This is a genomic window from Arthrobacter sp. D2-10 (assembly GCF_054161285.1).
This window is the reverse complement of record NZ_CP096431.1, coordinates 839,156-861,915: the sequence shown is the minus strand read 5'-3', so window position 1 is coordinate 861,915 and position 22,760 is coordinate 839,156. Positions and strand designations below refer to the sequence as shown.

At 64.8% G+C, this 22,760-nt stretch carries 20 protein-coding genes; 7 read left to right on the top strand and 13 right to left on the bottom strand.

The window, feature by feature from the left end; genetic code table 11:
• Positions 1-2 precede the first annotated feature (2 nt).
• The 5 genes from M1D74_RS04100 to M1D74_RS04080 all read right to left on the bottom strand — a co-directional run bounded on the left by M1D74_RS04100 (position 3) and on the right by M1D74_RS04080 (position 4,614).
• Positions 3-398, bottom strand: coding sequence for a hypothetical protein (locus M1D74_RS04100; protein WP_458116586.1), 396 nt, complete (start codon positions 396-398; stop codon positions 3-5).
• Positions 398-2,185 carry an Ig-like domain-containing protein gene (locus M1D74_RS04095; RefSeq protein ID WP_458116585.1) on the bottom strand — a complete coding sequence of 596 codons (1,788 nt, stop codon included), beginning with the start codon at positions 2,183-2,185 and terminating at the stop codon, positions 398-400. The genes M1D74_RS04100 and M1D74_RS04095 overlap by 1 nt, the downstream gene beginning before the upstream one ends.
• Before the next feature lie 157 nt (positions 2,186-2,342).
• The gene (locus tag M1D74_RS04090; protein ID WP_309124542.1) at positions 2,343-2,927 is read right to left on the bottom strand and encodes a signal peptidase I; all 585 of its coding nucleotides are present in this window, start codon (positions 2,925-2,927) and stop codon (positions 2,343-2,345) included.
• Positions 2,928-3,034: 107 nt separating this feature from the next.
• The gene (locus tag M1D74_RS04085) at positions 3,035-3,586 is read right to left on the bottom strand and encodes a TasA family protein (protein WP_458116584.1); all 552 of its coding nucleotides are present in this window, start codon (positions 3,584-3,586) and stop codon (positions 3,035-3,037) included.
• Between the two features lie 206 nt (positions 3,587-3,792).
• Complete coding sequence (locus M1D74_RS04080) at positions 3,793-4,614, bottom strand: phosphotransferase (protein WP_458116583.1); 822 nt, start codon at positions 4,612-4,614, stop codon at positions 3,793-3,795.
• 107 nt (positions 4,615-4,721) lie between these two features.
• Between M1D74_RS04080 and M1D74_RS04075 the strand changes: the two genes are divergently transcribed.
• Together M1D74_RS04075 and M1D74_RS04070 are read left to right on the top strand one after the other, a co-directional pair.
• Positions 4,722-5,999, top strand: coding sequence for a class I SAM-dependent methyltransferase (locus M1D74_RS04075; RefSeq protein WP_458116582.1), 1,278 nt, complete (start codon positions 4,722-4,724; stop codon positions 5,997-5,999).
• A gap of 9 nt (positions 6,000-6,008) precedes the next feature.
• Complete coding sequence (locus M1D74_RS04070) at positions 6,009-7,253, top strand: amidohydrolase family protein (RefSeq protein WP_458116581.1); 1,245 nt, start codon at positions 6,009-6,011, stop codon at positions 7,251-7,253.
• A gap of 32 nt (positions 7,254-7,285) precedes the next feature.
• Here M1D74_RS04070 and rlmN read toward each other — a convergent pair whose 3' ends face one another.
• Positions 7,286-8,512, bottom strand: coding sequence for a 23S rRNA (adenine(2503)-C(2))-methyltransferase RlmN (rlmN, locus tag M1D74_RS04065; protein WP_458116580.1), 1,227 nt, complete (start codon positions 8,510-8,512; stop codon positions 7,286-7,288).
• Positions 8,513-8,691: 179 nt separating this feature from the next.
• Here rlmN and M1D74_RS04060 point away from each other — a divergent pair, with 179 nt between their 5' ends.
• Positions 8,692-10,128: a GAF domain-containing serine/threonine-protein kinase gene (locus M1D74_RS04060; RefSeq protein ID WP_458116579.1), complete on the top strand. Its 1,437-nt coding sequence runs from the start codon at positions 8,692-8,694 to the stop codon at positions 10,126-10,128.
• Positions 10,129-10,141: 13 nt separating this feature from the next.
• Here M1D74_RS04060 and M1D74_RS04055 read toward each other — a convergent pair whose 3' ends face one another.
• The 5 genes from M1D74_RS04055 to M1D74_RS04035 form a co-directional block, all read right to left on the bottom strand.
• Positions 10,142-11,101 (bottom strand): IS481 family transposase, encoded by a 960-nt coding sequence (locus M1D74_RS04055; protein ID WP_458117132.1) that lies wholly within the window; start codon positions 11,099-11,101, stop codon positions 10,142-10,144.
• Positions 11,102-11,254: 153 nt separating this feature from the next.
• Positions 11,255-12,034, bottom strand: coding sequence for a maleylpyruvate isomerase family mycothiol-dependent enzyme (locus M1D74_RS04050; protein WP_458116578.1), 780 nt, complete (start codon positions 12,032-12,034; stop codon positions 11,255-11,257).
• A gap of 29 nt (positions 12,035-12,063) precedes the next feature.
• Positions 12,064-12,663: a TetR/AcrR family transcriptional regulator gene (locus tag M1D74_RS04045; RefSeq protein ID WP_458116577.1), complete on the bottom strand. Its 600-nt coding sequence runs from the start codon at positions 12,661-12,663 to the stop codon at positions 12,064-12,066.
• A 99-nt stretch (positions 12,664-12,762) separates the two neighbouring features.
• A complete protein-coding gene (locus tag M1D74_RS04040; protein WP_458116576.1) occupies positions 12,763-13,968 on the bottom strand; it encodes an MFS transporter in 1,206 nt (401 codons plus the stop codon).
• Positions 13,965-14,852 (bottom strand): dihydrodipicolinate synthase family protein, encoded by an 888-nt coding sequence (locus tag M1D74_RS04035; RefSeq protein ID WP_458116575.1) that lies wholly within the window; start codon positions 14,850-14,852, stop codon positions 13,965-13,967. Before M1D74_RS04035 ends, M1D74_RS04040 begins: the two co-directional genes overlap by 4 nt.
• Before the next feature lie 135 nt (positions 14,853-14,987).
• On the opposite strand from M1D74_RS04035, the gene pdxR reads away from it, so the two are divergent.
• A complete protein-coding gene (gene pdxR, locus M1D74_RS04030; RefSeq protein WP_458116574.1) occupies positions 14,988-16,376 on the top strand; it encodes a MocR-like pyridoxine biosynthesis transcription factor PdxR in 1,389 nt (462 codons plus the stop codon).
• A 125-nt stretch (positions 16,377-16,501) separates the two neighbouring features.
• On the opposite strand, the gene M1D74_RS04025 is transcribed toward pdxR, so the two are convergent.
• Entirely contained in the window at positions 16,502-18,304 is a 1,803-nt protein-coding gene (locus tag M1D74_RS04025) for a bifunctional metallophosphatase/5'-nucleotidase (protein WP_458116573.1), read from the bottom strand.
• 266 nt (positions 18,305-18,570) lie between these two features.
• On the opposite strand from M1D74_RS04025, the gene M1D74_RS04020 reads away from it, so the two are divergent.
• From M1D74_RS04020 to M1D74_RS04010, 3 genes are all read left to right on the top strand, one after another.
• Positions 18,571-20,076: an MFS transporter gene (locus M1D74_RS04020; protein ID WP_458116572.1), complete on the top strand. Its 1,506-nt coding sequence runs from the start codon at positions 18,571-18,573 to the stop codon at positions 20,074-20,076.
• 57 nt (positions 20,077-20,133) lie between these two features.
• Positions 20,134-20,505: a UBP-type zinc finger domain-containing protein gene (locus tag M1D74_RS04015; protein WP_458116571.1), complete on the top strand. Its 372-nt coding sequence runs from the start codon at positions 20,134-20,136 to the stop codon at positions 20,503-20,505.
• A 94-nt stretch (positions 20,506-20,599) separates the two neighbouring features.
• Positions 20,600-20,908, top strand: coding sequence for a hypothetical protein (locus M1D74_RS04010; RefSeq protein WP_458116570.1), 309 nt, complete (start codon positions 20,600-20,602; stop codon positions 20,906-20,908).
• A 42-nt stretch (positions 20,909-20,950) separates the two neighbouring features.
• On the opposite strand, the gene M1D74_RS04005 is transcribed toward M1D74_RS04010, so the two are convergent.
• Complete coding sequence (locus tag M1D74_RS04005; protein ID WP_458116569.1) at positions 20,951-22,729, bottom strand: N-acetylglutaminylglutamine amidotransferase; 1,779 nt, start codon at positions 22,727-22,729, stop codon at positions 20,951-20,953.
• Between the last annotated feature and the right edge of the window lie 31 nt (positions 22,730-22,760).

Here is a 22,760-nt window from a genome sequence, read left to right as displayed (position 1 = left end):
AATCATACCGGTGCCTCACCGCCCGCCTGGGCGTAGTTGGAGAAGAAGCGCGGAAGGAGCATGGCCAGGACCAGCAGTGCGACTGCCAGTGAGATGGCGCTGAGGATCGCGCTCACTCCGGACCATGGGTTCAGTGCCGAACCGGGAAGCCCAAGGGTCAGCGACAGGGCATGCCCGACGACGGTGGAGCCGGCGATCATCGCGAGTCCGAACCGGGACTCGAAGCAGTTGTCGCGCCACAGCTTGGCGCTGCCGAGGATGCCGAAGAAGGACGCAAGGAACAGCAGCAGGGACAGGTACGGTGCGTCACTCAGGTACTGCGCTCCGGTGACGGCCTGCACCGCGGCCAGGGTCAGCGACGTAAGAGCCAGCACTCGTGGTCGGGGAAGTCGCAGCATCAGAAGTCCCGATCCAACGTTCCGGACTCCGTTACCGGGGCCGTGGAGGTGGGATTGCCCAGCAGGTCGGTGACGGCTCCGTTGGGCGTCCAGATCAGAGAGCCTGCTGTGGTCACATTGCGGAGGCCGCTGCCGTTGGCAGGAGCGCCGAGCGTGACAGTGACGACCGTGCGTACTGTTCCGTTCACGGTGACAGTGGAGGCGGTCATGGTGGCAGCGAAGTTCACGGTCTTGCCGGCACGGACGAAGTCCTGGCGCAGGTTCACCACTCCCAGATTCACCATGCTGCCCGTACGCAGGATGTCCATGGTGTCACCGGTTGCGCTGTCTGCTGCGCGTGCTGTCACGGCGAGGGGTGCACCGTTCCAGCCGGGCGTGATGGAGGCAAGGTTGACCTGCTGGCTGTAGGTATAGGTCAGGGTGTCACCGGCTTCCAGACGGCCCGCAGTGGTTGATCCGTTGGCGCTCTGGATGTCGTAACCACGCAGCGGCATGTTGTCGACTCGGCGGGAAGCAACGACGGCGGAGATGGTCTCCTTGGTGGTTCCGTCCACCATCACGGCACGGAAGTCATAGGGGCCGTTGGCCGTCTTCGTGGTATCCCAGCTGCAGCTGTAAGGGGCTGCCGTAAGGGTGCACAGGGTGGTCCAGGTCGCAGTGCCGGCCGGCGCACTCTGGATCCGGACCGACGTCACACCGGCGGTCGACGCCGCGTTGGCCGTGAGCGTTACGGTGCCGGTCAGGAAGGCGCCCGGATCTTCGAGTGAGACGGAGGAGACCGTGTTGTCGATGAGCCGGTTTGTAATGGCGGCCGAGATCGTGCTGTTGCCGGCGAGGTCCACGGCGACGGCTCGGAAGCTGTAGGTGCCGTCGATGATTCGCGCCGTGTCGTAGCGGCATGAGAAGGGCGTGGAGGTAAGGGTGCAAAGGGTGTTCCAGGTTGTGCTGCCTGCGGCGGCGTACTGGATGGTCACCTGGGCAACTCCGGAGTTCGCGTCCGTTGCGGTAGCAGCGAAGGTGCGGAAGCCGCTCAGTGGTGTGCCCGGATCGGTCATGGTTACGGCAGGCGCCGCATTGTCTACGAGGACGTCGGCGATGACTGCGGAGTAGGTGGTGGAGGAGCCCGCGACGGCGACGGCCCGGAGGTCGTAGTAGTCGTTCGTGAAGGTGGATGTTGCCCAGGAGCAGTTGTAGGGGGCGACGAGATTAGAGCACAACGTCTTCCACTGGCCCGTTCCCGCAACGGTGTACTCGATACGAACGGAGTAGACGGTCAAGCCGGCATTCACGAGCGTAGCGGTGAGGTTCACTGTCCCGCGGACCACCTCGCCCGGGTTGGAGAGGGTCACCATGAAGTTGTTGGCGACGGTTGTGGAGACCGAATCCGACGTGGTCGAGTAACCGGAGTTGTCGGTAGCGATCGCACGGAGGGTGTAGCCGCCGTCGGGCACGGTGCCGGACTTGGTATTCCAGGAACACGAGTAGGGCGCGGTGGTGTCAGTGCAGAGCGGAACCCAGGAGCTACCGCCTGCAGCAAGCGACTGAATGGTGACGCTGGCAATACCGGTTTCGGCATCGGATGCGTTCGCAGAGATAGTGACGGTGTCCTTAATCGGTGAGCCGGGATTGACCAGGCTGACGGTCGGCGGGGTCCAGTCAGCCGCTGCACGCACGGTGCCGGTGTTGCTGGTCTTCGAGGTGAACGCCGCGGTGGAGAAAGCCGGCATGTCGAAAGCTACGAGAGCAGCAAGGAGCGCCATCAGGGCGATCACCGTGCGTGCTTTCATGACTGGCTTCCTCTCGGGGCTTTCCTTTCCTTCAACAGTAGGAAAAGGCCTTCAACAGGGATGCAACAGGCGGCAGGAGCCTGTTCCACAATTTGGTAACAGACGCACGAATGCCCTCCCGGGACGGCGGGAGGGCATTCATGACGGTTGAGGGTGATCAGGCGGTAACCTGGGCCGGCGCAGCGCTTTCCGAACTTTGGTTCTTGGGTTCCCGAAGCACCCGGGTCACCTCGAACAGACTCAGGAGCGCGATGGCGCCGGCCGGGACGCCGATGATGATCATCCGAAGGTCCCTGTCCGCCAGGGCGATGAACGCCCAGCCCACGTAGGGAACAGCCGCCTCAAAGCGTGCCTGCGTGGGCGCCTGAAGCTGGAAGGTCCAGGTGTCGGCAGCCGCATTGGCATCACCGCGGGTCCGGAAAACCGGGCCTGATTCAGATGCCTCTATCGAATCAATGCGGTGCGTGACCAGCTCGTTGAGTCCAGAGTCCGACGGCGGCATGTAGGTGATGATGTCCCCCACCTTCAGGTCGCTGACCGGTACTGCCCGTTCGAACACGAGGGATCCGCGCTCGAACGTCCCTGACATTGAACCGCCCGTGATGACGTACCGCTCGAAGCCCATCAGGCCCGGCAGGAGGAAGAGCGCGGCCAGGGCGAAGCCGACGACGGCAGCCACGTTGGTGGCGATCCGACCGACAGTGCGGAGCACACTGCGGCGGGGTGCTTCGGTGCTGCTCATCGTGATCCCTTCCGTGTTTGTTCAGGGGCTTGACGGTTCAGAGGACGTGCTGGTTTGGGGGTGCGGGGACCGTTGGGGAGACGCATCCCCGCACCCGGTCTGGAAGGCTACTGGTTGGTGGTGGTCGCAGCAGTCTGGACAGCATCCCAGGTGTAGGTAGCGGTGGCGGTCTTGCCCTGCTCCTCGTTGCCGGCGGTCTGGGCCAGGTTGGTGCTGAAGGTGTAGGTGCGTGCCTCGCCTGCAGCGAAGGTTCCCAGGTCTGCCGTTCCGAGCGTGGCGAACGTTCCGGTCCAGACGGGGGCGGTGACGCCGTTCTGGGTGATGGTGAGCTTGAGGTTCGCCGGGGTGGTGAAGCCGTTGGTGGCGGTTTCCTTCAGGGTGAAGGTGGAGGGCAGCGTACCGGTGTTGGTGATGGTGACGGTGCCGTTGAGGGTATCGCCCGGCTTCAGGTTGCCCAGGTTGAAGATCGCGGCGTTGGCCTTCGAGTTGCTCTGGGTGAGTGTGCCGGTGGTGTAGGCGTTGGCCTCATTGACGCTGGTCGAAACGAAGCTGGCACCCGAGCCCACGGTCAGGGCTGCAGCGGCGAAGAGGCCGGCGATCGGGAGCAGCAGACGGCGGCTGCGTGAAGCGGACTTGGCGGCGGTGGCGGTGCTGTTCATGGGGTGCTCCTGAGACGCTTTGAGGGGTGGCTTGCTATGACCTCAACGTTATGGAGCGCCGCGGAACAGACCGGTAACAGGTAGTGCTCAGGAGTTCCACGAATTGGGAACAAGTTCCTGGGATGCTGCGGAGGCGGGTGTTACCTGGTGGAAACCGCGGTTTCCGTCACCGTGTTCTCGGCGGTTTTGAACCTCCCAGCTCGGGCTTACGCGTTCTTGAGCTGCTCACGATGCCAGTCGTTGGCGGTGAGGATGTCGTTGTGCAGTTCACGTAACCAGTCCGGGTCGTTCGGCTTGTCGCCGTCGTCGAGCATCTCCTGCCCGGCAGCCACGCGGCGGGCCGAGTACTGACGGGCGTACTCGGGGACCGTTGCTTCCTCCGCCTCGGTGAAGTCCCGTCGTGACCGGTAGCCGGCGAGGAACTCGGCGTACAGCAACGGCTCTGGCCTGTCACCTTCGTCTCCGCGCAGCGCGCGGGTAGCGAGGGCAACGTCTTCCGCTGCTGTGCCGGGACGGGACTCATCGAGGTCGAAGACGGAAACGCCGTCGGGAGTGAACCGGAGGTTGTCCAGCTCGAAGTCGCCGTGGATTGTGACGCCGTCGGGGCCTCCCGCAATTTCGTGGAAGAGGGCGAGCGCGTGTCCCCAGGTCCGGGCTTGGTCAGGGGTGAGCGATAGAACTGCCAGGGCGTCACCGGGTGCTTCGTTGACGAGCATCGCGGCCATCGGGCCGAAGGAAGTGTCCACTGTAGGGATCAGCTCGCCCGACTCAGCGGGCAGCGGGCGCGCAATCCAGAGGCCGTCGACCGACGGGAAGTCATTGGCGAGCTCGGCGCCGGCCCGCAGTCGGGATGCTGCCGCTGTTCCCGCCGGTATGAAGCGCAGAAAACGTCGCGGATCGCCAGGAATCACGAAGACGTGGCTGGCACTGGACCTCCACCATCGGGCGCTGTTGGGGTCAAGGCCCCATGCGTGCGCCACCTGATCGGCGACGGGCGAGCGCCAGTCGGCATCGACAGAGTCCTTCATACGACGGATTTGGCTAAGCGGCATCATCACCGCTCATCTTTGCATGCGTGGACTTCCCGCCCGATGACCTCTGGTCCTTGGGCGGGAATCGGAGTACATAAGGAACCATGGCGAAGAACAAGGGAGTAGCACCCAGGTTGGCTGAGGCCCTGGGGATCATTCTGGGGACCGATGAAATTCCGTTGCGGCTTCAGGCCTGGGACGGGTCGGAGGCGGGGCCGGCTGATGCGCCAATCATCGAGTTCCGTTCCCGGCGGGGCCTGCGCCGGATGCTGTGGTGCCCAAACCAACTCGGCCTCAGCCGCGCCTACGTGGCCGGAGATATCGATGGGCCCGGTGACCTGTTCGAAAGTTTCTCCGTGTTGAGTTCCGTGGGCAAATTCGCCGAGCTGAAGGCGTTCCGGCCTCCAACCCTCGGCGAGCGCTGGAAGCTCCTGCAGACCGCCGTCCGGGTCGGCGCGATTGGGCTTCCACCGGCGCCCCCACCGGAGGAAGTGGACGTCACGCGGACGGGCCGCATGCATTCAAAGAAGCGCGACGCCGCCGCTATATCCCACCATTACGACGTCGGCAACGACTTCTACGCGCTCGTCCTCGGTCCGTCGATGGTGTACTCCTGCGCGGTGTGGGAGGACGAGAACACCGGCCTGGACGCTGCCCAGGAAGCGAAGCTGGATTTGGTCTGCCGGAAGCTGGGCCTGCAGCCGGGAATGCGTGTCCTCGACGTGGGGTGCGGTTGGGGCAGCTTCGCGCTCCATGCCGCGCAGAATTACGGCGTCGACGTCGTGGGTATCACCCTCTCCCGCGAGCAGGCGACTCTCGCGCAGAAGCGGGCTGCCGACGTCGGGCTTTCAGAACGGATTGAAATCCGCGTACAGGATTACCGGGATCTTGACGACGGCCCGTTCGACGCCATCAGCTCGATCGGCATGGCGGAGCACGTGGGGCGAGAACAGATCGGGCATTACGCCTCAAGGCTGTACGGCCTGCTGCGTCCCGGCGGGAAGCTGCTCAACCACGCGATCTCGTGGAACGCCGGCGAGATGCCGCCGGACCCGGACTCCTTCATTCCCCGTTATGTCTTCCCCGACGGTGAAATGCTCAGCCTCACGGTGATGATGGGCGCTCTGGAATCCGCCGGGTTTGAAGTGCTCGACGTCGAAGCGCTGCGCCGACACTATGGGCTCACCCTGCGCGCGTGGGTGCACAACCTCGAGGAGAACTGGGACGAGGCAGTGCGGCTCACGAGTGAGGGCCGGGCCCGGGTGTGGCGCCTGTACATGGCGTCGAGCGCCCTCGGATTCGAGCGTGGGCTGAACGGCGTGAACCAGATACTGGTGCAGCGCCCGGGCGGTGAGGACCCGCCGCTGCGTCGCAATTACTAGAGTGGGCGAATGACTTCACCTTTCACTGTGTTCCGGAACGGCCACGTTTTTGACGGCGAACGCTTCCTTCCCGGACAAACGGACATTGTCTTCAGCGGCAACAGCATCGCAGCAGTGGGCGCGGGGGCCGGCGACTCACCGAATTACGCCGACGCCACGGTGGTCGACTGCACCGGGCGAACGGTGCTGCCCGGGATGATCGACCTGCACATCCACGCGACCACCTCCAACCCGGGTTCGATCCAGGGCGTAGCCGAACCCTTCTCGCTCCAGTTCTACGAGTCCGTGCGCAACCTGGAAGCCACGCTGCGGGCCGGCATCACCACCGTTCGCGATGCCGGCGGGGCTGACCTTGGCGCCAAAGTGGCTGTAGAAAGCGGCCTGGTGAAGGGTCCGCGCCTTCGGCTTGCCATCAGCATCATGTCCCAGACCGGAGGGCACGGGGACTTCTGGCTGCCGTCCGGCATCGACTCCCCCGCCCTCGGACCGCATCCCGGCCGGCCGAGCGGAATCGCCGACGGCGTCGAGGAAGTCCGTAAGGTCACCCGGCAGCTGCTGCGCGCCGGCGCCGACCAGATCAAGATCTGTTCGACCGGCGGTGTGCTCTCCCCCACCACCGATCCGCGGCACTCGCAGTTCACCGCTGCGGAGATTGCGGTCATCGTTGAAGAAGCAGAGCTGCAGGGCAAGTACGTCATGTCCCACGCCCACGGCACAGCGGGTGTCATCAATGCTCTGCGTGCCGGAGTGCGAACCATCGAGCACGGCATCTACCTCGACGACGAGGCAATCCAGCTGTTCCTCGACACCAACGCCTATCTGGTGCCGACGCTGTCCGCGCCACAGGCGGTCATCCGCAAGGGCGAAACCGGGACCAGCGGCCTGCCGCCGCAGGTGATCGACAAGGCTCGCCGTGTTGCCGAGGACCATCACCGATCCGTGGCACGGGCCGTCGAAGCCGGCGTCCGGATTGCGATGGGCACCGATTCCGGAGTGGGCGCGCATGGCGAGAACCTCGGCGAACTCTCCCTGATGGCGGACGCGGGCATGAGTCTGGAACAGGTACTGGCTGCCACCACCTCCGTTGCCGGCGAACTCATCACCCCCGAGCACTCGGTGGGCAGGCTTGCACCGGACTATCTCGCCGACGCCGTGGTTCTGGAGGGTCTGCTGGAATCAGCTGACCAGCTTCCCCGGCTGCGGTCCATGATCGCGCAGGTCTACAAGGAGGGCGAACTGCAGTTCCCGGCCTGACGGCGACGGATGGCGCCTTCGAACGGGCGGACCTAGTCTGCGGCAGCGAGCTGGCCGCAGGCGCCGTCGATCTCCTTGCCGCGGGTGTCACGCAGTGTGCAAGGTACTCCTGCGGCTCGGAGCCGCGCGATGAACTCCTGCTCCACCGGCTTGTCCGAGGCGGTCCAGATGGAGCCGGGAGTCGGGTTGAGCGGGATCGGGTTCACATGCACCCAGCCGCGGCCGCGCTGGTTCAGCTTCTTACCCAGCAGGTCTGCGCGCCAAGGGTGGTCGTTCATGTCCTTAATGAGGGCATACTCGATGCTGACCCGGCGACCTGTCTTGCGGTAATAGTCATAGGCCGCGTCGAGCGCCTCGTCCACCTTCCAGCGGTTGTTGACAGGAATCAATTCGTCGCGGAGTTCGTCGTCGGGAGCGTGCAGGGACAGCGCGAAGGTAACCGGAAGGTCCTCGTCCGCAAGCTTGCGGATAGCGGGAACGAGGCCAACCGTGGAGACTGTGATGTTCCTGCCGGACATGCCCAGGCCCTCGGGTGAGACGTCCACGAAGCGGTGGAGGGCGGCTATCACGCGTTTGTAGTTGGCCAGCGGCTCACCCATGCCCATGAAGACGACGTTGGTAACCCGCTCGTCGTCGTGCTCTTTCGGGCCCAGCTCACCGGCCGCTATCGAGCGGTTCGCAGCGATGACCTGGTCGACGATCTCCGCGGTGGACATGTTGCGAGTCAGTCCGGCCTGACCGGTGGCGCAGAAGGGGCAGTTCATCCCGCAGCCGGCCTGCGATGAGACGCAGAGAGTGATGCGCCCGGGATAGCGCATCAGCACGGACTCAACCAGCGCCCCGTCGAACAAACGCCAGAGGAACTTGATGGTGTCCCCCTTGTCGGTGCGGAGGCTGCGCACCTTGGTCAGCAGCGGCGGGAACATCTGGGAAACGAGCTCCTCACGGCCGGCCTTGGGCAGATCGCTCATGGCTTGCGGGTCCGTGGTGCAGTGCTGGAAGTAGTGCGTGGAGAGCTGCTTCGCCCGGAACGTAGGCAGGCCAAGCTCCTTCAGTTTCGCTGCGCGCTCGGCCAGGGTCAGATCGGCCAGATGTGTCGGCGGCTGCTTCACCCGCGGAGAGGCGAACTGGAGCAGCGGCCGGCCCTCGACAGTACGCGCCTGCTCCCAGCCCTCAGCGGTCGGGCGGATCTGCGGACGGATGCTCTCGGCGGGTTCGTCGCCCTTTCTGCGGGCGACGGGCGTTTCCGAGGGCGTCATGTGGGAAGTCATCCTTCTCATCATCCCATGCCGGTTTTACTTTCGGAATTGAGGAACTATCATGCCGATCTCACCTCACCCGGCCTGCGGCCGAGCCCACCGTGTCTAACCACTTCTGCTCGCAGCAACCTCCGGGCTGGCGGGCCGCAGTCGTTCGGCGTCGTCCCAGTAGAATGGCCATGGTCGTTCTAAGCACCGAACCTTCAACCGGTCAGCGAAAAGGCCTGCCAGGAGAGGAAATCATGGTCGAGGTGGCTACGGACAGGGCGCCCGAGGCTCTCTTTGGCGGACGGTACCGGCTGCTCGAACGAATCGGGTCCGGAGCGAAAGGCACTGTTCACCGTGCCCGGGATGAGTTTCTCGGCCGCGACGTGGCGATCAAGATCCTCCCTACCGACGTGCTCAACGAGGATCAACAGAAGCGCAACGATGACGAGGTCAAGGTACTGGCGCGGCTGAACCATCACAGCCTGGTAGGACTGCTCGACGCCGGCTCTGATCTGAGCGACCCGGATTCACCCCTGGTCTACCTGGTGATGGAGCTGGTTCGCGGTCGCGACCTACGGCACCGCCTCGCAGAAGGAACCTTGCAGTTACGCCACAGCGCGCAGATCGGCTGCGACCTTGCCGAGGGGCTGGACTACATCCACAGCCAGTCAGTGGTGCACCGGGATATCAAGCCGGCCAACGTGATGCTCTTCGACTATGGCACCAAGGACGCCCGCCTGCGTGCCAAGCTGGCCGACTTCGGGATTGCCGCCCTGGCAGGTACCAAGGGCGACGACGCCAGCGCCCTGACGGGGACCGTCGCATACATGAGTCCCGAGCAGGTCAAGGGCGAGCCGCTCCAACCCGCGAGCGACATCTATTCACTGGGTCTCGTGCTGCTCCAGTGCATCACGGGCAAACTGGAGTTTCCCGGTCCGGCGGTGGAGAGCGCCGTCGTCAGGCTTTTCCGGAATCCTGAGATTCCGGCGGGCCTGGATCCGCAATGGTCGGCCCTGTTGACCGCCATGACCTCTACGGATCCGGCCGAGAGGCCCTCCGCCCGTGAGGTCTCGAAGGCGTTGTACGAGCAGACCTTCGCGGGCCGTTCACGGCGCAAGCTAGGCGGTTCTTTGCTGCCTGAGAACGAGGAGCAGCGGCTGGCGGCGGTCCGCCGCTACAACATTCTCGACACGCCACCGGATGGCGCGTTCGACCGTGTCACTTCCCTTGCTGCGCGGATCTTCTCCGTACCGACGGCGATCGTCAGCGTGGTGGACCATGACCGGATCTGGTTCAAGTCCCACTATGGGACCGACGTGGAGCAGCTCGACCGGGACCCGGGACTGTGCGCGTCGGCCATCCTTCAAAACGACCCGTGGGTCATCGAGGACGCCGAGACCGACCCGCGGGCGTTGAGCAATCCACTGGTTGCCGGCGAGTTCGGCCTGAAGTTCTATGCCGGCGTTCCGCTGCGGACCCGCGACGGCTTCAACCTTGGTACCCTCTGCATCCTCGATACGGAGTCCCGGGAGTTCACCCCTGAAGAGACCGCCATACTGGAGGACCTGGCTGGGATCGTGATGAACGACCTGGAGCTCCGGCTCGAGAGCCGCAGCGCGCGGGCCTAGATGTACCCGGCCATCAGGTTGGTGTCAGTCGGCTGATCGGGGGTTTGCCTCCGAGTGCGCTGTGGCTGCGTTCAGTGTTGTAGTGCTCGAGCCATGGCGCAAGTGCTGCTGTTCGTTGGTCGTTGCTGGTGTAGGCCTGGCGGTAGGCCCATTCGGTGGCCAGGGTGCGGTTCAGTCTTTCGACCTTGCCGTTCTGCCATGGGCAGTGGGGCCTGATGAACTTTTGGGTGATGCCGTGCTCAGTGCATAGCGCCTGCAGGGAGTACCGGTAGGCCCAGGCGTTGTTGTCGGTCATCAGCCGCTCGATACGGGTGATCCCGTGAGCTGCGAAGTAGGTGATCGCGCGTTCGAGGAAGCCCGCGCAGCTGGAGCCCTTCTCATTTGGCAGGACCTCGCTGTAGGCCAGGCGGGAGTGATCATCGACTAGGGAGTGGATGTAGTCGTATCCGGGTCCGTTGATACGGGCGCGTGGAATCGTGCGGCCGTGAGCGCGCCAGCCTCCGCCGTCGGGGATCCGGCCGAGCTTCTTGACGTCCATGTGGACCAATTCGCCGGGCCGGGTGCGCTCGTAGCGGATCGCTGTGGACTTCGACGAGCGAATGAGATCGCCGGTCATCGGGTCGCACTCGCACAGGCGGGGCATTCCGTGCCGGCGCAGTATTCGGGAGACCGTCCTGGCCGGGACTCCGATCTTCGGCCCGAGCAGGTCCGGGCCCTGCCGGTGTTCGGCCCGTGCAGCCAGAACCTTCTGCTCGACCTCGGGCACGGTCCGGGTGGGCATCGTGTGTGGCCGCGAAGACCGGGTCTCCAGACCGGCCTCGCCCTCGGCCTCGTACCGGAGGATCCAGGTTCTGACGCATTTGCGAGAGATGCCCATCGCCGCGGCGATGTGGGCCTGCTTCCATCCGGTCTGGTGTCGCTCGATGATCAGTTTGCGGCCATGGACAGTCAGACGGGCGTTACGGTGGAACACGAGAACCTCCGAGTTGGAGTGGGCCTTAGACAAGCCACATCACACTCGGAGGTTCTCCTTCGTTCAACCAGACTCGCCGTTACCAACGTCCTGGCCGGGTACACCTAGCGCTGAGGCGTCCTCGGCGGGGTTAACGACGGCGGGGTTAACGACCTAGAACGGGATGACGGTACGCAGCAGTCCTTCCCCCTGTGCGCGTCCGGAGAGAGTGCGGCAGAATTCGATCGCATCAAGCTCGATCTCCTCGCCGCCGTCGCCCTCGCTCCAGGTGCCTCCTGCAGGACCGGTGAGGTGTAACCGGTAGGGCCGGTCGTGCCTGCCTGCCCACTCGCGGACAACGTCGTCGACGATGACACCGTCATGATCCTGTGTGAGGACCAGTTCGTTTCCGGTGGCGCGACTGAGGTCGATGCGGTGCATCCATGGGTCACGGGTGAGGACAACGTCCATCAGGTAGCCGATGGTCCACCACTCACTCATCGTCTCGATCGACTGCTCCTCCGGAAGCCGCCGGTTGCGAATGAAGGCGGGCATCCGGCGTCGTGCGCGGGCAGCCTTTGGCCCGATCCGACGCAACTCTGCGATGAGTTCTTCCGGCGTCCTTGCTGCGCGCTCGGAAACCTGTAGCCCGGTGAGCGCGTCGATCTGCGCGGCACCTGTCCGCTTCACGGCGTTGCCGGCTTTCACGGTCTGCCGGGCAAGCTCCCACGGAGCGGAAGCCATCGCGGCCATGCCGCAGATGTGCGCGACCATGGCCCGGACGTCCCACCCCGGGCACTCAGTGGGCAGCGTCCATTGGTCCGGCGAAAAGCCGACGACGGCGTCGGCCACCCGTGCGTATTCGTCGCGTGCCAGCCGCATGGCTACGGAGCGCTCGATTGCGATGCGGCGTGGGTGCTTCTTGCTTCCGATCTCGGTGGTTTCGGTGATCATGACGGTGTTCCCTGGTACTAAGGCAGTGGTTATGAAGGCAGGTCCAGGCCGTCGACGTACATGTCGACAGCCCGGTCCAGCAGTTTCTCCCAGCGGTTTCCGCCGGGGTCGTTGGCCAGTTGGGCGTCGATGAGCCCTCCCAGCAGCGCGGTGTAGAGGTCGATGTCTTCCTGCCGGCTCAGTCCGTAGGGTACGAGTTCCTCGCGGAACCGCTCCAGCGCCTGGACGGAGGGGGCATACGACTCGGGTGAAGGCTCGAAACCTTGAATGGTGCGTTGGTTCATCAGCTGGAAGCGAGCAATGTCGCTGACGCAAAACTCGAAGAAGGTCCGGGTGTTCCACTTGAGGAACTCGCGCAGGGATAGGTCGTCTGTGCTGGGAAGGTTGGCGTTCATGTGTTCGACGCAGTCGCGCCACGCCTGGCCGAACATGGCGTCGAAGATGGCGTTTCGGGATTCGAAGTGGGTATAGAGCGACGGCGCCCGCATGCCCACGCGTGCCGCGACCTCCCGCAGGGTCACGGCGGCCAGTCCGTCCTCGCGGGCGATGGACCAGGCGGCATTGACGATCTCCCGGCGGGAAGCCTCACGCCGTTCGGCCAGCCTATCGCGAGTAGGATTTCCTAACACAGTTAGGATTATCCTCCTGAACTTACCAAGGTGTCAATGGCCTCTGCCGACCAGAATCCGCCATTCCTCCGGGCCGGGCCTGTGACACGCTTCAAGGCGTCATTCAGAAACTTTCACAGAGAGCCGTGTGCTTGTTCTACGGTCCAGCACTGACGCACAGACGGCGGCAGCGATGACGGCCACCGCCAGCAACAACGGCAGCTGGGTCGCATGCACGACGACGGCACCAGCCGCTGCAGTTCCTGCAGAACCGGCAGTGATCTTCAAAGCTCCCACCCAGACGAACACCTGGCCTCGCGCCTCCGGGGGCGCGTACTCGCTGCGGGCGGCCAGCGTTGCGGCGAAGAAGTACGAGTTCAGGATCCCGGCCAGCGAGTAGGTCACCACCGCAGCAGGAAAACTCCCGGCGAGTGCCGCAGCGGCGAGGGTTGCAGCAACGCCGGCCGCGAGCCACGTCATCAGCCGGTCGGCGTCGCCGCGCATGGGGCGAACCATCACTCCCGCTGAACCCACCAAACCGCCCAATCCATAGGCTGCGGCGAGGACGCCTGCTGCTGCAGGTTCGACGGCGAAATCGGCTGTGGAAGCCACAGCCGTGATGGGCAGCACCGCAACGGAGAGCGCCACGATAACGGTCAGATAGAGGGTCCGACGCAAAGGCCCCCTCGAGAACATCATGACCAGTGTCCGTACCGGCCTGGGTACCTCCGACGCGGCGGCAGCAGGCGGTGAATACGGCAAGAGTCTGACTACTGCTGCTGCGGCAAAGGTGGCCGCAGCGAGAACCAACGCTGCCGTCGCAGGTCCGGACCACGCCGACAATGCGGCCACCAGGGCAGGCCCGATTGTTCCCGCGATACCGTACGTGGCGACATCCCAACCCTGGGCGCGGCGCTGGCTCGACAGCTCCGGGCCGGCTATGGCGGGCAGCCTACTGCTGATACCTCCGGTCAGCAACGGCCCAACCAGTCCGGATGCAACCAGCAAAACTGCCGGCACCACAGGCCAAGTCACCGGATAGAGCAGCACCGCCGCGGCGAGCGTGGCGCCGTGAACCATACAGGCGAGCGCGATGACGGACCTGCCGTCGCGGGCACTGTCCAGGCGTCGGGCAACGAAGGGGCCCAGAAGATGCGGAGCGGTGATGCAGGCGCCCAGAAGGCCCGCCAACCAAGCCGGTGCCCCGCTCGCTGTGACCAGGAGGACGACGGCGATCACGGCGCCCCCGTCTGCGCTGCGGGCCAGCGTGGCCGCGAGAACGTAACGGGCAAGTGCCGTCGATCGAGCGTGCGACGCCGGCTTCATCCCTTGAGTCCGCACCGACGCACCGCCTCCGCCACCTCCTGGCGTCCGGCACTATTCAGGCCGCGCAGCGGCAACGGCAGACCCGACGAAGCGATCAGGCCGAGCTCCTCGGCGATCGCCGCAGTGACGCGGAGACTGCCGTACCTGCGGAAGAGGTCCCATACCGGCTCAAGCTCCGCCGACAGCTCCCGCGCCGTAGCGTCACTCCCGCCAAGCGAATGGGCTGTGATCGCTCTGGCCGTCCGCGGAAGGACTCCTGCGAGGACCGAGTACCAGATGTCACACCCGGCGATCAGTGATTCAGCCGCCGCCCAGTCGCCGCTGACACCTATCGATAGGCGTTCGGGCAGCAGCGCCCGCAACTCCCTGACCCGCTCGGATTCGTGCCCGGACTGCGGAGGCGGGATTTTGATGGAGGCAATCAACGGAAGCTCGGCAGTGCTCGCATACAGCTCATCGGAGAAGGTGAAGCCCGTAGTGCCCGGGTTGTCGTAGACGACGACGGGCACCGAAGACGCCGCGCAGACGTCCTTGTAAAGTCCGTACACCTCCGCATCTGTCAGCCGTTGGTAGGACACCGGTGCTACCAGCAACGCCGAAGCTCCCGCTGCCTGAGCATCGTCAACGTGCCACAGCACATCCCGTGTGCGGACGGCACCCACCCCGGCGATGACCGGAACTGCGCCAGCCGCGTCAATAGCGGTCTCGAGCACGGACCGCCGTTCGGCCCGGGATAGGTACGCATAGTTCCCGGTCGACCCCAGGACACCAAGGGAGTCCACCCCGGCGGTGGCAGCACGTGACACAATCGCGGCCACAGCTTCCAGATCGACACGGTCATCGACCATGGGAGTGAGGGGAAAAGCGCAGAGACCGTTGAACATCAGCTCTTCTTTCGTTGTGCATCCGCGCCCGCCGAAGCATAGGCGGCCGCGTTGACCTGCAGTGCCGTGTTCATAGTGTCAGTGCACTTGGTCCTACACTAGGTCCAACATGAGTCAAGTTCGGAGGTCCAATTGATGGAGTCCGAGCTGCCGATCGTCCTGGAGAGGAGCGCAGGCGGCCCGTTGGCTGCCCAGCTGAGTGATCAGTTGCGTCAGGCCATTCTGGCTGGGCTGCTCAGGCCTGACCACAAGCTTCCTGCTACACGTCGGCTGGCCGCTGAGCTTGGCATCTCACGGGGCGTTGCGGTCCGGGCCTTTGAGCAATTGACCGGTGAAGGGTTCCTCGAGAGTTCCGGCGCCGGTGGAACCCGGGTAGTGATCCGGCCGGACGTGCAGCATCCCGTCCGCGAGGAACGCTTGGCCGCGCCCGTCAAGGACAGCAGCCCGATCATTGACCTCACCCCCGGCCGCCCTTCCGGAACACCGTTCAGCGACCGCGAGTGGCACACCGCCTGGCGGAAGGCGGTCTCCAAACCGCCGCCCACGCAGCTGCCGCCACCTCTGGGAATCGACGTCCTGCGTCAGGCGGTAGCCCGTCACCTCGCGGCAGCTCGGGGGCTGGCAGTCGAACCGGACGATGTCATCATCACCGCAGGAACCAGCGATGCCCTGCACCTCATCGTCGCAGCCCTCCGCGACGGCCGCGGGAGCCCGCGGATCCTCGTCGAAGATCCGGGGTACCCAACGGCTCGGCGGGTCATGGCAGCGGTAGGTGCCGTAGTGGAAACACTTCCCGTCGATGAAGACGGACTAAGGGTGCGGCAGTTGGCCACCCTCGGCCGATCGCCGGACGCTGTCTTGATTACCCCGAGCCATCAGTATCCTCTGGGCGGGCGGATGCCGGTTCAGGAACGGCTGGACCTTCTGAGCTGGGCAGCACAGCATGGGGTGCTCCTGATCGAAGACGACTACGACAGCGAATTCCGCCACCGCCGCATGCCCTTGCCGGCTGCCGCTTCGCTTCCGTCTACGGCTGATGTTGCCCTCATGGGGACGTTCTCGAAGTCGCTCAGCCCATGGCTGAGATGCGGCTACCTCGTGGTCCGCGGGGAATCTGGCCGTGCGATCAAAGCGATGCGTGAATGCCTCGATACTCCGGTCCCCGGCATCATGCAGTCTGCCCTCGCTCACTACATCGAGGCCGGGGGCCTCTCACGGCACATCACCCGCGCCCGCCGCGAGTACGCACACCGCAGGTCGATGTTGCTGGAACGTCTGGGAACCCGTCCCGATGTTCGCCTCGCTGCCCTCGACGGCGGGCTTCATGCTGTGGTGCGTCTGCGATGCAAGGACGCCACTGTACTGACGAAGGAGGCCCTACGGCGAGGGGTCCGGGTGGCCACCCTAGGGGCCTACTATGCCAACCGTGAACCTGAGAACGGGTTGGTGATCGGTTACGGCGCACCCAGCGACCTGCAACTCGCCAAGGCTCTTGACATCATTGTGGAACTGCTCCGCGAATGAGCCTTGGCGTGGGCCATTTCGGGATTGCGTGTTCCTGCCTCAGAAACGCAGCAGGGCACGGACTTTTCGGTCCGTGCCCTGCTGCTTGAGGTGCCGTCGCCGGCTCCGGAGGTAACGCCGTCGTACTAGTTGAAGACCGGCTCGCCCTCGCGGGTGAGCTTCCAGTTCTCCTCGTAGAAGTCGGCCGGGTTGATGCTGCCCTCGGCGATCAGGTAGTCGATGAGCAATTGGCGGATCTCGGTGGTCTGGTTGACGAGCACCGGAGCAATAGCGATGTGCGGGAAGTTGCCGCCGCCGGACTGCCGGTAGTTGTTCGTCGCCACGGCGAAGCGCTGGTCGGCTTCAACCGGTGCGCCGTTGTAGCTGAGGTTGACGATCCGCTCCCCTACAGGCTTGCTGATATCGATGTCGTAGGAGACGCCGGACAGCATGTCGTAGTTGTAGTCGGGCGTGCCGCCGGCGTTGGTCAGCGTGGCGGGGTCGACCGGGGCACCGGGTGCGGTCTGGTTGAAGTACTTCGCCGAGTACTCGAGGTAGTCCTTGATCTGTGCACCGGTCATCTCGACACCGAACAGCGTGTTCGGGAAGACGTACAGGCCGGCCATGTCCCGGATGGTTACGGGGCCTTCTGGGATGACGGCTGCCCGGTTGAACGGCGCAACCAGCGACAGGACGGGAAGGTCAGCGTTGGGAGTGCCCTCGAGTGCCTGATCCACGGCATCAGCCTGCACCTTGTTCACGAAGTCCATCACGGCGGTGTCGCGGAAGCGCGAGTCGGCTGCCGACATGGTCTCCGTGGCGGTCCCGATCGCGGTGTTCACGTAGTCGATGGTGCGCTGGTGCTGGTCAGCAACGAGCCCGGAGATCTCCGGGTCGGCGGGGACCGTGTTGGCGTTGAGCAGCTCAGCGTTGGCGGAGGTGACGTCCCACTGGCCGCGGACCTTGGTCAGCTCGAAGTCCATGACGGACAGCCGCTGACCCCACTGCTTGGGTTCCGTGAGGAGTACCTGCTCGCCGGTCTCCTTGTTGGTCACGAACTGCTCCGCGATTTCGCGGTGCTCGTGTCCGGCGAGGATGGCGTCGATGCCGGGAACCTGCTCGGCGATCAGCGTCGACGCATTCTCGACGGGCAGTTCCCCGCCGTAGGACGAGGTGCCCGACGGGCCCGAGTGGGAGCTGACGACGACGACGTCCGCACCCTCGGCCTTCATCTCGGGGACATACTTCCTGGCCTGCTCGACCATGTCGAGGAAGCGCAGTTCACCTTCGACGTTGTTCTTGTCCCAGATGGCGCTGCCCGGAGTGGTGAGGCCGAGGATGCCGACCCTAATGGGCTTCTGGCCCTTGAGCTTGATGGTCTCGATGACGTAGGGCGTGAACGCTTCGTCGCCGGTCTCCCAATCCACGACGTTGGCTCCGAGAACCGGGAATTCCGCCTGCTTCTGGAAGGTGTTGAGCAGTGGGAGCCCGTAGTTGAACTCGTGGTTGCCGAGGGTCATGGCGTCGTAGCCGAGGGTATTCATCGCGGCAGCCATCGGGTGGATCTCGCCGGTCTCGGTGACGGGCTCAACGTTGGCGAAGTAGTCGGTGAGTGCCGAGCCCTGGAGGGTGTCACCGTTGTCGATGAGGAGGGTCGACTCCTCACCACGGTCCGCCCGAACCTGCTTGACCAGGCTCGAGATCTTGGCGAGGCCGATGTCGTTCTTGCCGGCGTCGTCGTACTCCGTGTTTGTGAAGTAATCGAAGTTCTCGATGTAGCCGTGGAGGTCGCTGGTGCCCAGAACGGTGATGTCGACCGTCTTGTCGCTGGCGCCCTTTGCTCCGCCTGGCGCGGCTGTGGCTGCGGGTGCGAGTCCGAGTGCTGCGACGCAGCCGAGGGCGACCGCCGCAATGGCGCGGCGATGTCCCCTGATGAAACTTTCTGACACGTGAATTCAGCTCCTGTCGTGATGCGGTATCGACAGGCTATGTGCCACCGGTGACAATTTGGTGACGTGAGGCACCTATCCGGGTGAACAGTGCCGGCCACACGGTAACCACAGGCAATCCCCGGCTGGCAGCGACGCCAACATCCTCAACGGGCGCATGCCGCTCATCTCGTGATGTAACCGCTGAATTCAGTCGCGTTGTTGCATGCGCCGTGGTTTCCTGAAGAACGAGACAACCCGACGGAGGAACATTGAGTGGTGCGGGTATGAGCGAGATCCGGATGAAGACCGCATCGGGCCGGTGGATCCTGCTTGCAACGGTCCTCGGATCGGGTATCGCGGGCATCGATGCGACCGTAGTGAACATCGCTCTGCCAACGATCGGAGCGGACCTCAGCACCGATTTCGCGGCCCTGCAGTGGACGGTCACCGGCTACACGCTGACCCTCGCGTCGTTCATCCTGCTCGGTGGGTCCCTGGGGGACCGGTACGGACGCCGCCGGATCTTCATCATTGGAGTTGTTTGGTTCGCGGTCGCATCCCTGCTGTGCGGTGTCGCGCCGGACGCTGGCCTGCTGATTGCTGCGCGCGCCCTGCAGGGTGTGGGCGGTGCACTGCTGACGCCGGGCAGTCTTGCCATCATTCAGGCCAGTTTCTCGGGCGAGGATCGAGCCCGTGCGATCGGCGCCTGGTCCGGGCTGGGCGGGGTCGCCACGGCCATCGGGCCGTTCCTCGGCGGCTGGCTTGTTGAGAGCGTTTCCTGGCGCTGGGTTTTCCTGATCAACGTGCCGATCGCCGCCGCCGTCGTGTGGATCGCGGCACGGCACGTGCCGGAGACGCGTAACGCCGAGGCGGCCGGTCGACTCGACGTCACGGGAGCCGTCCTTGGTGCGTTGGCTCTCGCGGGTACCACCTACGCACTCATCGAAGCGCCCGCGCACGGCTTATGGACGCCGGCGGTCCTTGGTTCCGGCAGTCTCGGCATCGTCGCCGCGGCGCTCTTCCTCCTCGTGGAGTCGCGCACAGCACATCCGATGCTTCCCCTACGCATTTTTGCGAACCGGCAGTTCAGCGCAACGAACGGCGTCACCTTCCTGATCTACGCGGTGTTCGGTGGCATCTTCTTCCTCCTCGTCGTACACCTGCAGGTGGTGGCCGACTTCAGCCCGGTCGCCTCTGGGGTCGCGATGCTTCCGATCACTGCGCTGATGCTCGTCCTCTCCTCCCGCGCCGGCGCCCTGAGCGCCCGGATCGGGCCGCGGATCCCGATGACGGTCGGTCCCCTGCTCTGCAGCGTCGCCCTGGTGCTGATGCTGCACATCGACCAGGACGCCTCTTATCTTCTCGACGTCCTACCACCCGTGATCGTCCTCGGACTCGGACTGTCGCTCTTGGTGGCGCCCCTGACGGCGACTGCACTCTCCTCCATACCCGAGCACCAGGCGGGCCTGGCGTCGGGCGTGAACAACGCCGTCGCACGTGCGGCGGGGCTGATGGCCATCGCCGTCCTGCCCGCTGCTGTAGGCCTCACCGGCGACGCGTACAGCGACCCGGTGCAGTTCGGGACCGGATTCGACGCCGCCTGCTTAATCGGTGCGGTCGTGTTGGTACTGGGCGGCCTCCTCGCCGCCGTCACTATCCGCGATCCTGGATTCGCGCCCTCGATCACGGGTGGTGCCGGCCGCCGTCCCGCCGGGACGGTGCACCCCGCGCACTGCGCGGTGGACGGACCCCCAGCGGCTCCCGGTGCGCTCAAAGAATCGCTCAGGTAAACGCGGCCGGGGATTCCTGACTCAGAAGTCCTGCAACTCGCGCCACTACAGCCCCTAATGAGAGGATCCGGTGTCATGACCCACATCAATAGGGAAGTCCCGCCCAGCGGTTCAGGTTGCGTCGAGTGCGACCAGATCGGCTCTTGGTGGGTACATCTTCGGCGGTGTGCGGCGTGTGGTCACGTGGGTTGCTGCAACGACTCACTCAACCGGCATGCGACAGCCCATGCCACGGAGACCGGCCACGCCTTGATTCAAAGCTTTGAGCCTGGAGAGGACTGGTTCTGGGACTACCGCACTTCTCAATTCGTTGACGGCCCCGTCCTCGCACCACCCCACAGTCACCCGGATGATCAAGCAGCACCGGGGCCAGCCGACCGCCTACCAGCCGATTGGCTGTTGGTACTTCATTCGCGTCGGGACGATTAGCACGGTGAGGCCAACCGTTCCAACGGATCGGTTGACATGCCCGCCGAATCAGGGACGATCAGAGGTACATATCGGCTGGGCAGCGGAGGACACCATGACAACGAACGACATGGCAACGAACGACGACGGCGTGAACGTCCCCATCCAGGTCGAGTTGGTGCCCGAGGGCGCGACGGACTCAGCCTCGCGAATCCCCGGTGCGGTGGCGGCGGCCGCGATCGCACCCAGCGCGGCACTCGCCTTCTTCGCAGCCGACGACGGCGCCACCTCCGTCTATAGTGACCCCGCCGCTCTGCGCGCCGGCGACTCCGGCCAGACGTACACCGGGGTCGCCGAGCCCGGGCCCGAGGCCTCCTACGCAGGCTCCCTCGACGCTACCGGTGCCGACGGCGGCGGCGAGTAAGCGGACTAATGTGGGCACCACCCAGGTCCTCGATCACGGACCTCAGCCCACACCGTGGCTCTGGAGCCACATCTCCAGGAGCGCCACCTGCCACAACACATTGCTGTTCACGGGGGTGCGGCGTTCATTGGGATCGGCCAGCACCCCTTCGACGAAGTCGGACTGGAACAACCCGCGCTGTTTGGCTTCGGGGGCGTGGAGTGCGTCCCGGACCATGGTCAGGAACGGCTCCTCCAGGTGCCGCAGCGCAGGGACGGGGAAGTATCCCTTGGGTCGGTCCACCACTTCCCTCGGCAGCAGCCGCCTGCCCAGATCCTTGAGGATGCCCTTTCCGCCCTGCGACGCCTTGAACTCAGGCGGGCAGGCGGCGGCAAGTTCCACGAGGTCATGGTCGAGGAACGGGACACGGGCTTCAATGCCGCACGCCATGGACATGTTGTCGAGCCGCTTGACCGGATCGTCGACCATGAGCAGGTGCGTGTCCAGCCTCAGCACTCCGTCCAGCGCCGAATCGGCTCCCGGCTGTGAGAGGTTTTCGGCCAAAAGCTCACGACTGAAGTCCCGTCCTGACCACCACTCGGGCTCCAGCACTCCGGCGAGCTCCTCGTTGCTGTGATCCACGAACGCTGCCGTAAACGCGTCGAGCGCATACGGTCGCGGCACTGAGGCCAGTGGCTGATGGTAACCGTAGCCCGCAAAGACTTCATCCGCTCCCTGACCGCACTGCACCACCTTGAGGTGCCGGGACACGGTTTCGGAGAGCAGATGGAACGCGGTGACATCGTGGCTGGCCATGGGTTCGGACATGGCGGCGACGGCGGCGGGGATGGAGGGAGCGAAATCCGACGTGCTGAGGTGGATCCGCTCGTGCCGGGTCCCGAAGGTCTCCGCGACCCGGTCTGAGTACACGAATTCGTCACCCTCATCCCCGCCCGCACCGTCAAAGCCGATGCTGAAGGTGGAAAGCCCGTGCTGGCCTTCCTCGGCGAGCAACGCCACCAGCAGGCTCGAATCCAGTCCGCCGGACAGAAGGACTCCAACGGGCACATCGGCGACCATCCGCCGTCGTACTGCCACCCGCAGTCTCTCCGCCACGGCGTCCTGCCAATCCTCCGCTGACCAGCCAGCGTGCTGCTCCTTGCGGGTGTACGTGGGCTTCCAGTACTCGTGGTCCTGCCAGGAGCCGTCCGGACGGACGGTGCGAATGGTCGCCGCGGGAACCTTCTGCACCCCCGTGAGGATGGTCCGCGGGGCGGGAACAATGGAGTGCCAGCTGAGGTAATTGTGCAGCGCAACCTCGTCCACGGAGCAATCCACGCCGCCCGCTGCGAGAAGCGCCGGCAGTGTTGAGGCGAACCGCATCCGCCCCTGCAGGTTCGCCACGTAGAGGGGTTTGATGCCCAGCCGGTCCCGGACCAGGAGCACCTCACGTCGCCGCGGATCAGCGATCGCAATGGCAAACATCCCGACGAGGTGGTGCACGAAGTCGCGGCCCCATTTCCGGTATGCCTTGAGGATCACCTCGGTATCGGAAGTGGACCGGAACGTGAACTTCGGCTCCAGTTGACTGCGCAACTCCTTGTAGTTGTAGATGCAGCCGTTGAACGTGACCGCTACGCCGCCGTCGTCCTCCATGGGCTGTGCACCCGTCTCGGAAAGGTCGATGATGCTCAGGCGCTGATGACCCAGCGCCACCCAGCCTGCATCCCAGGTACCCCTGCCGTCCGGACCACGGGACGTCATGGCGTTCATCATGTCCAGGACCGGTTCTCTGGACGCACGTCTGCCGTGAAAGGCTATTTCGCCGGCGATTCCGCACATTTGTTGGCTCCTCCCTTCCTGACAGTCCGCT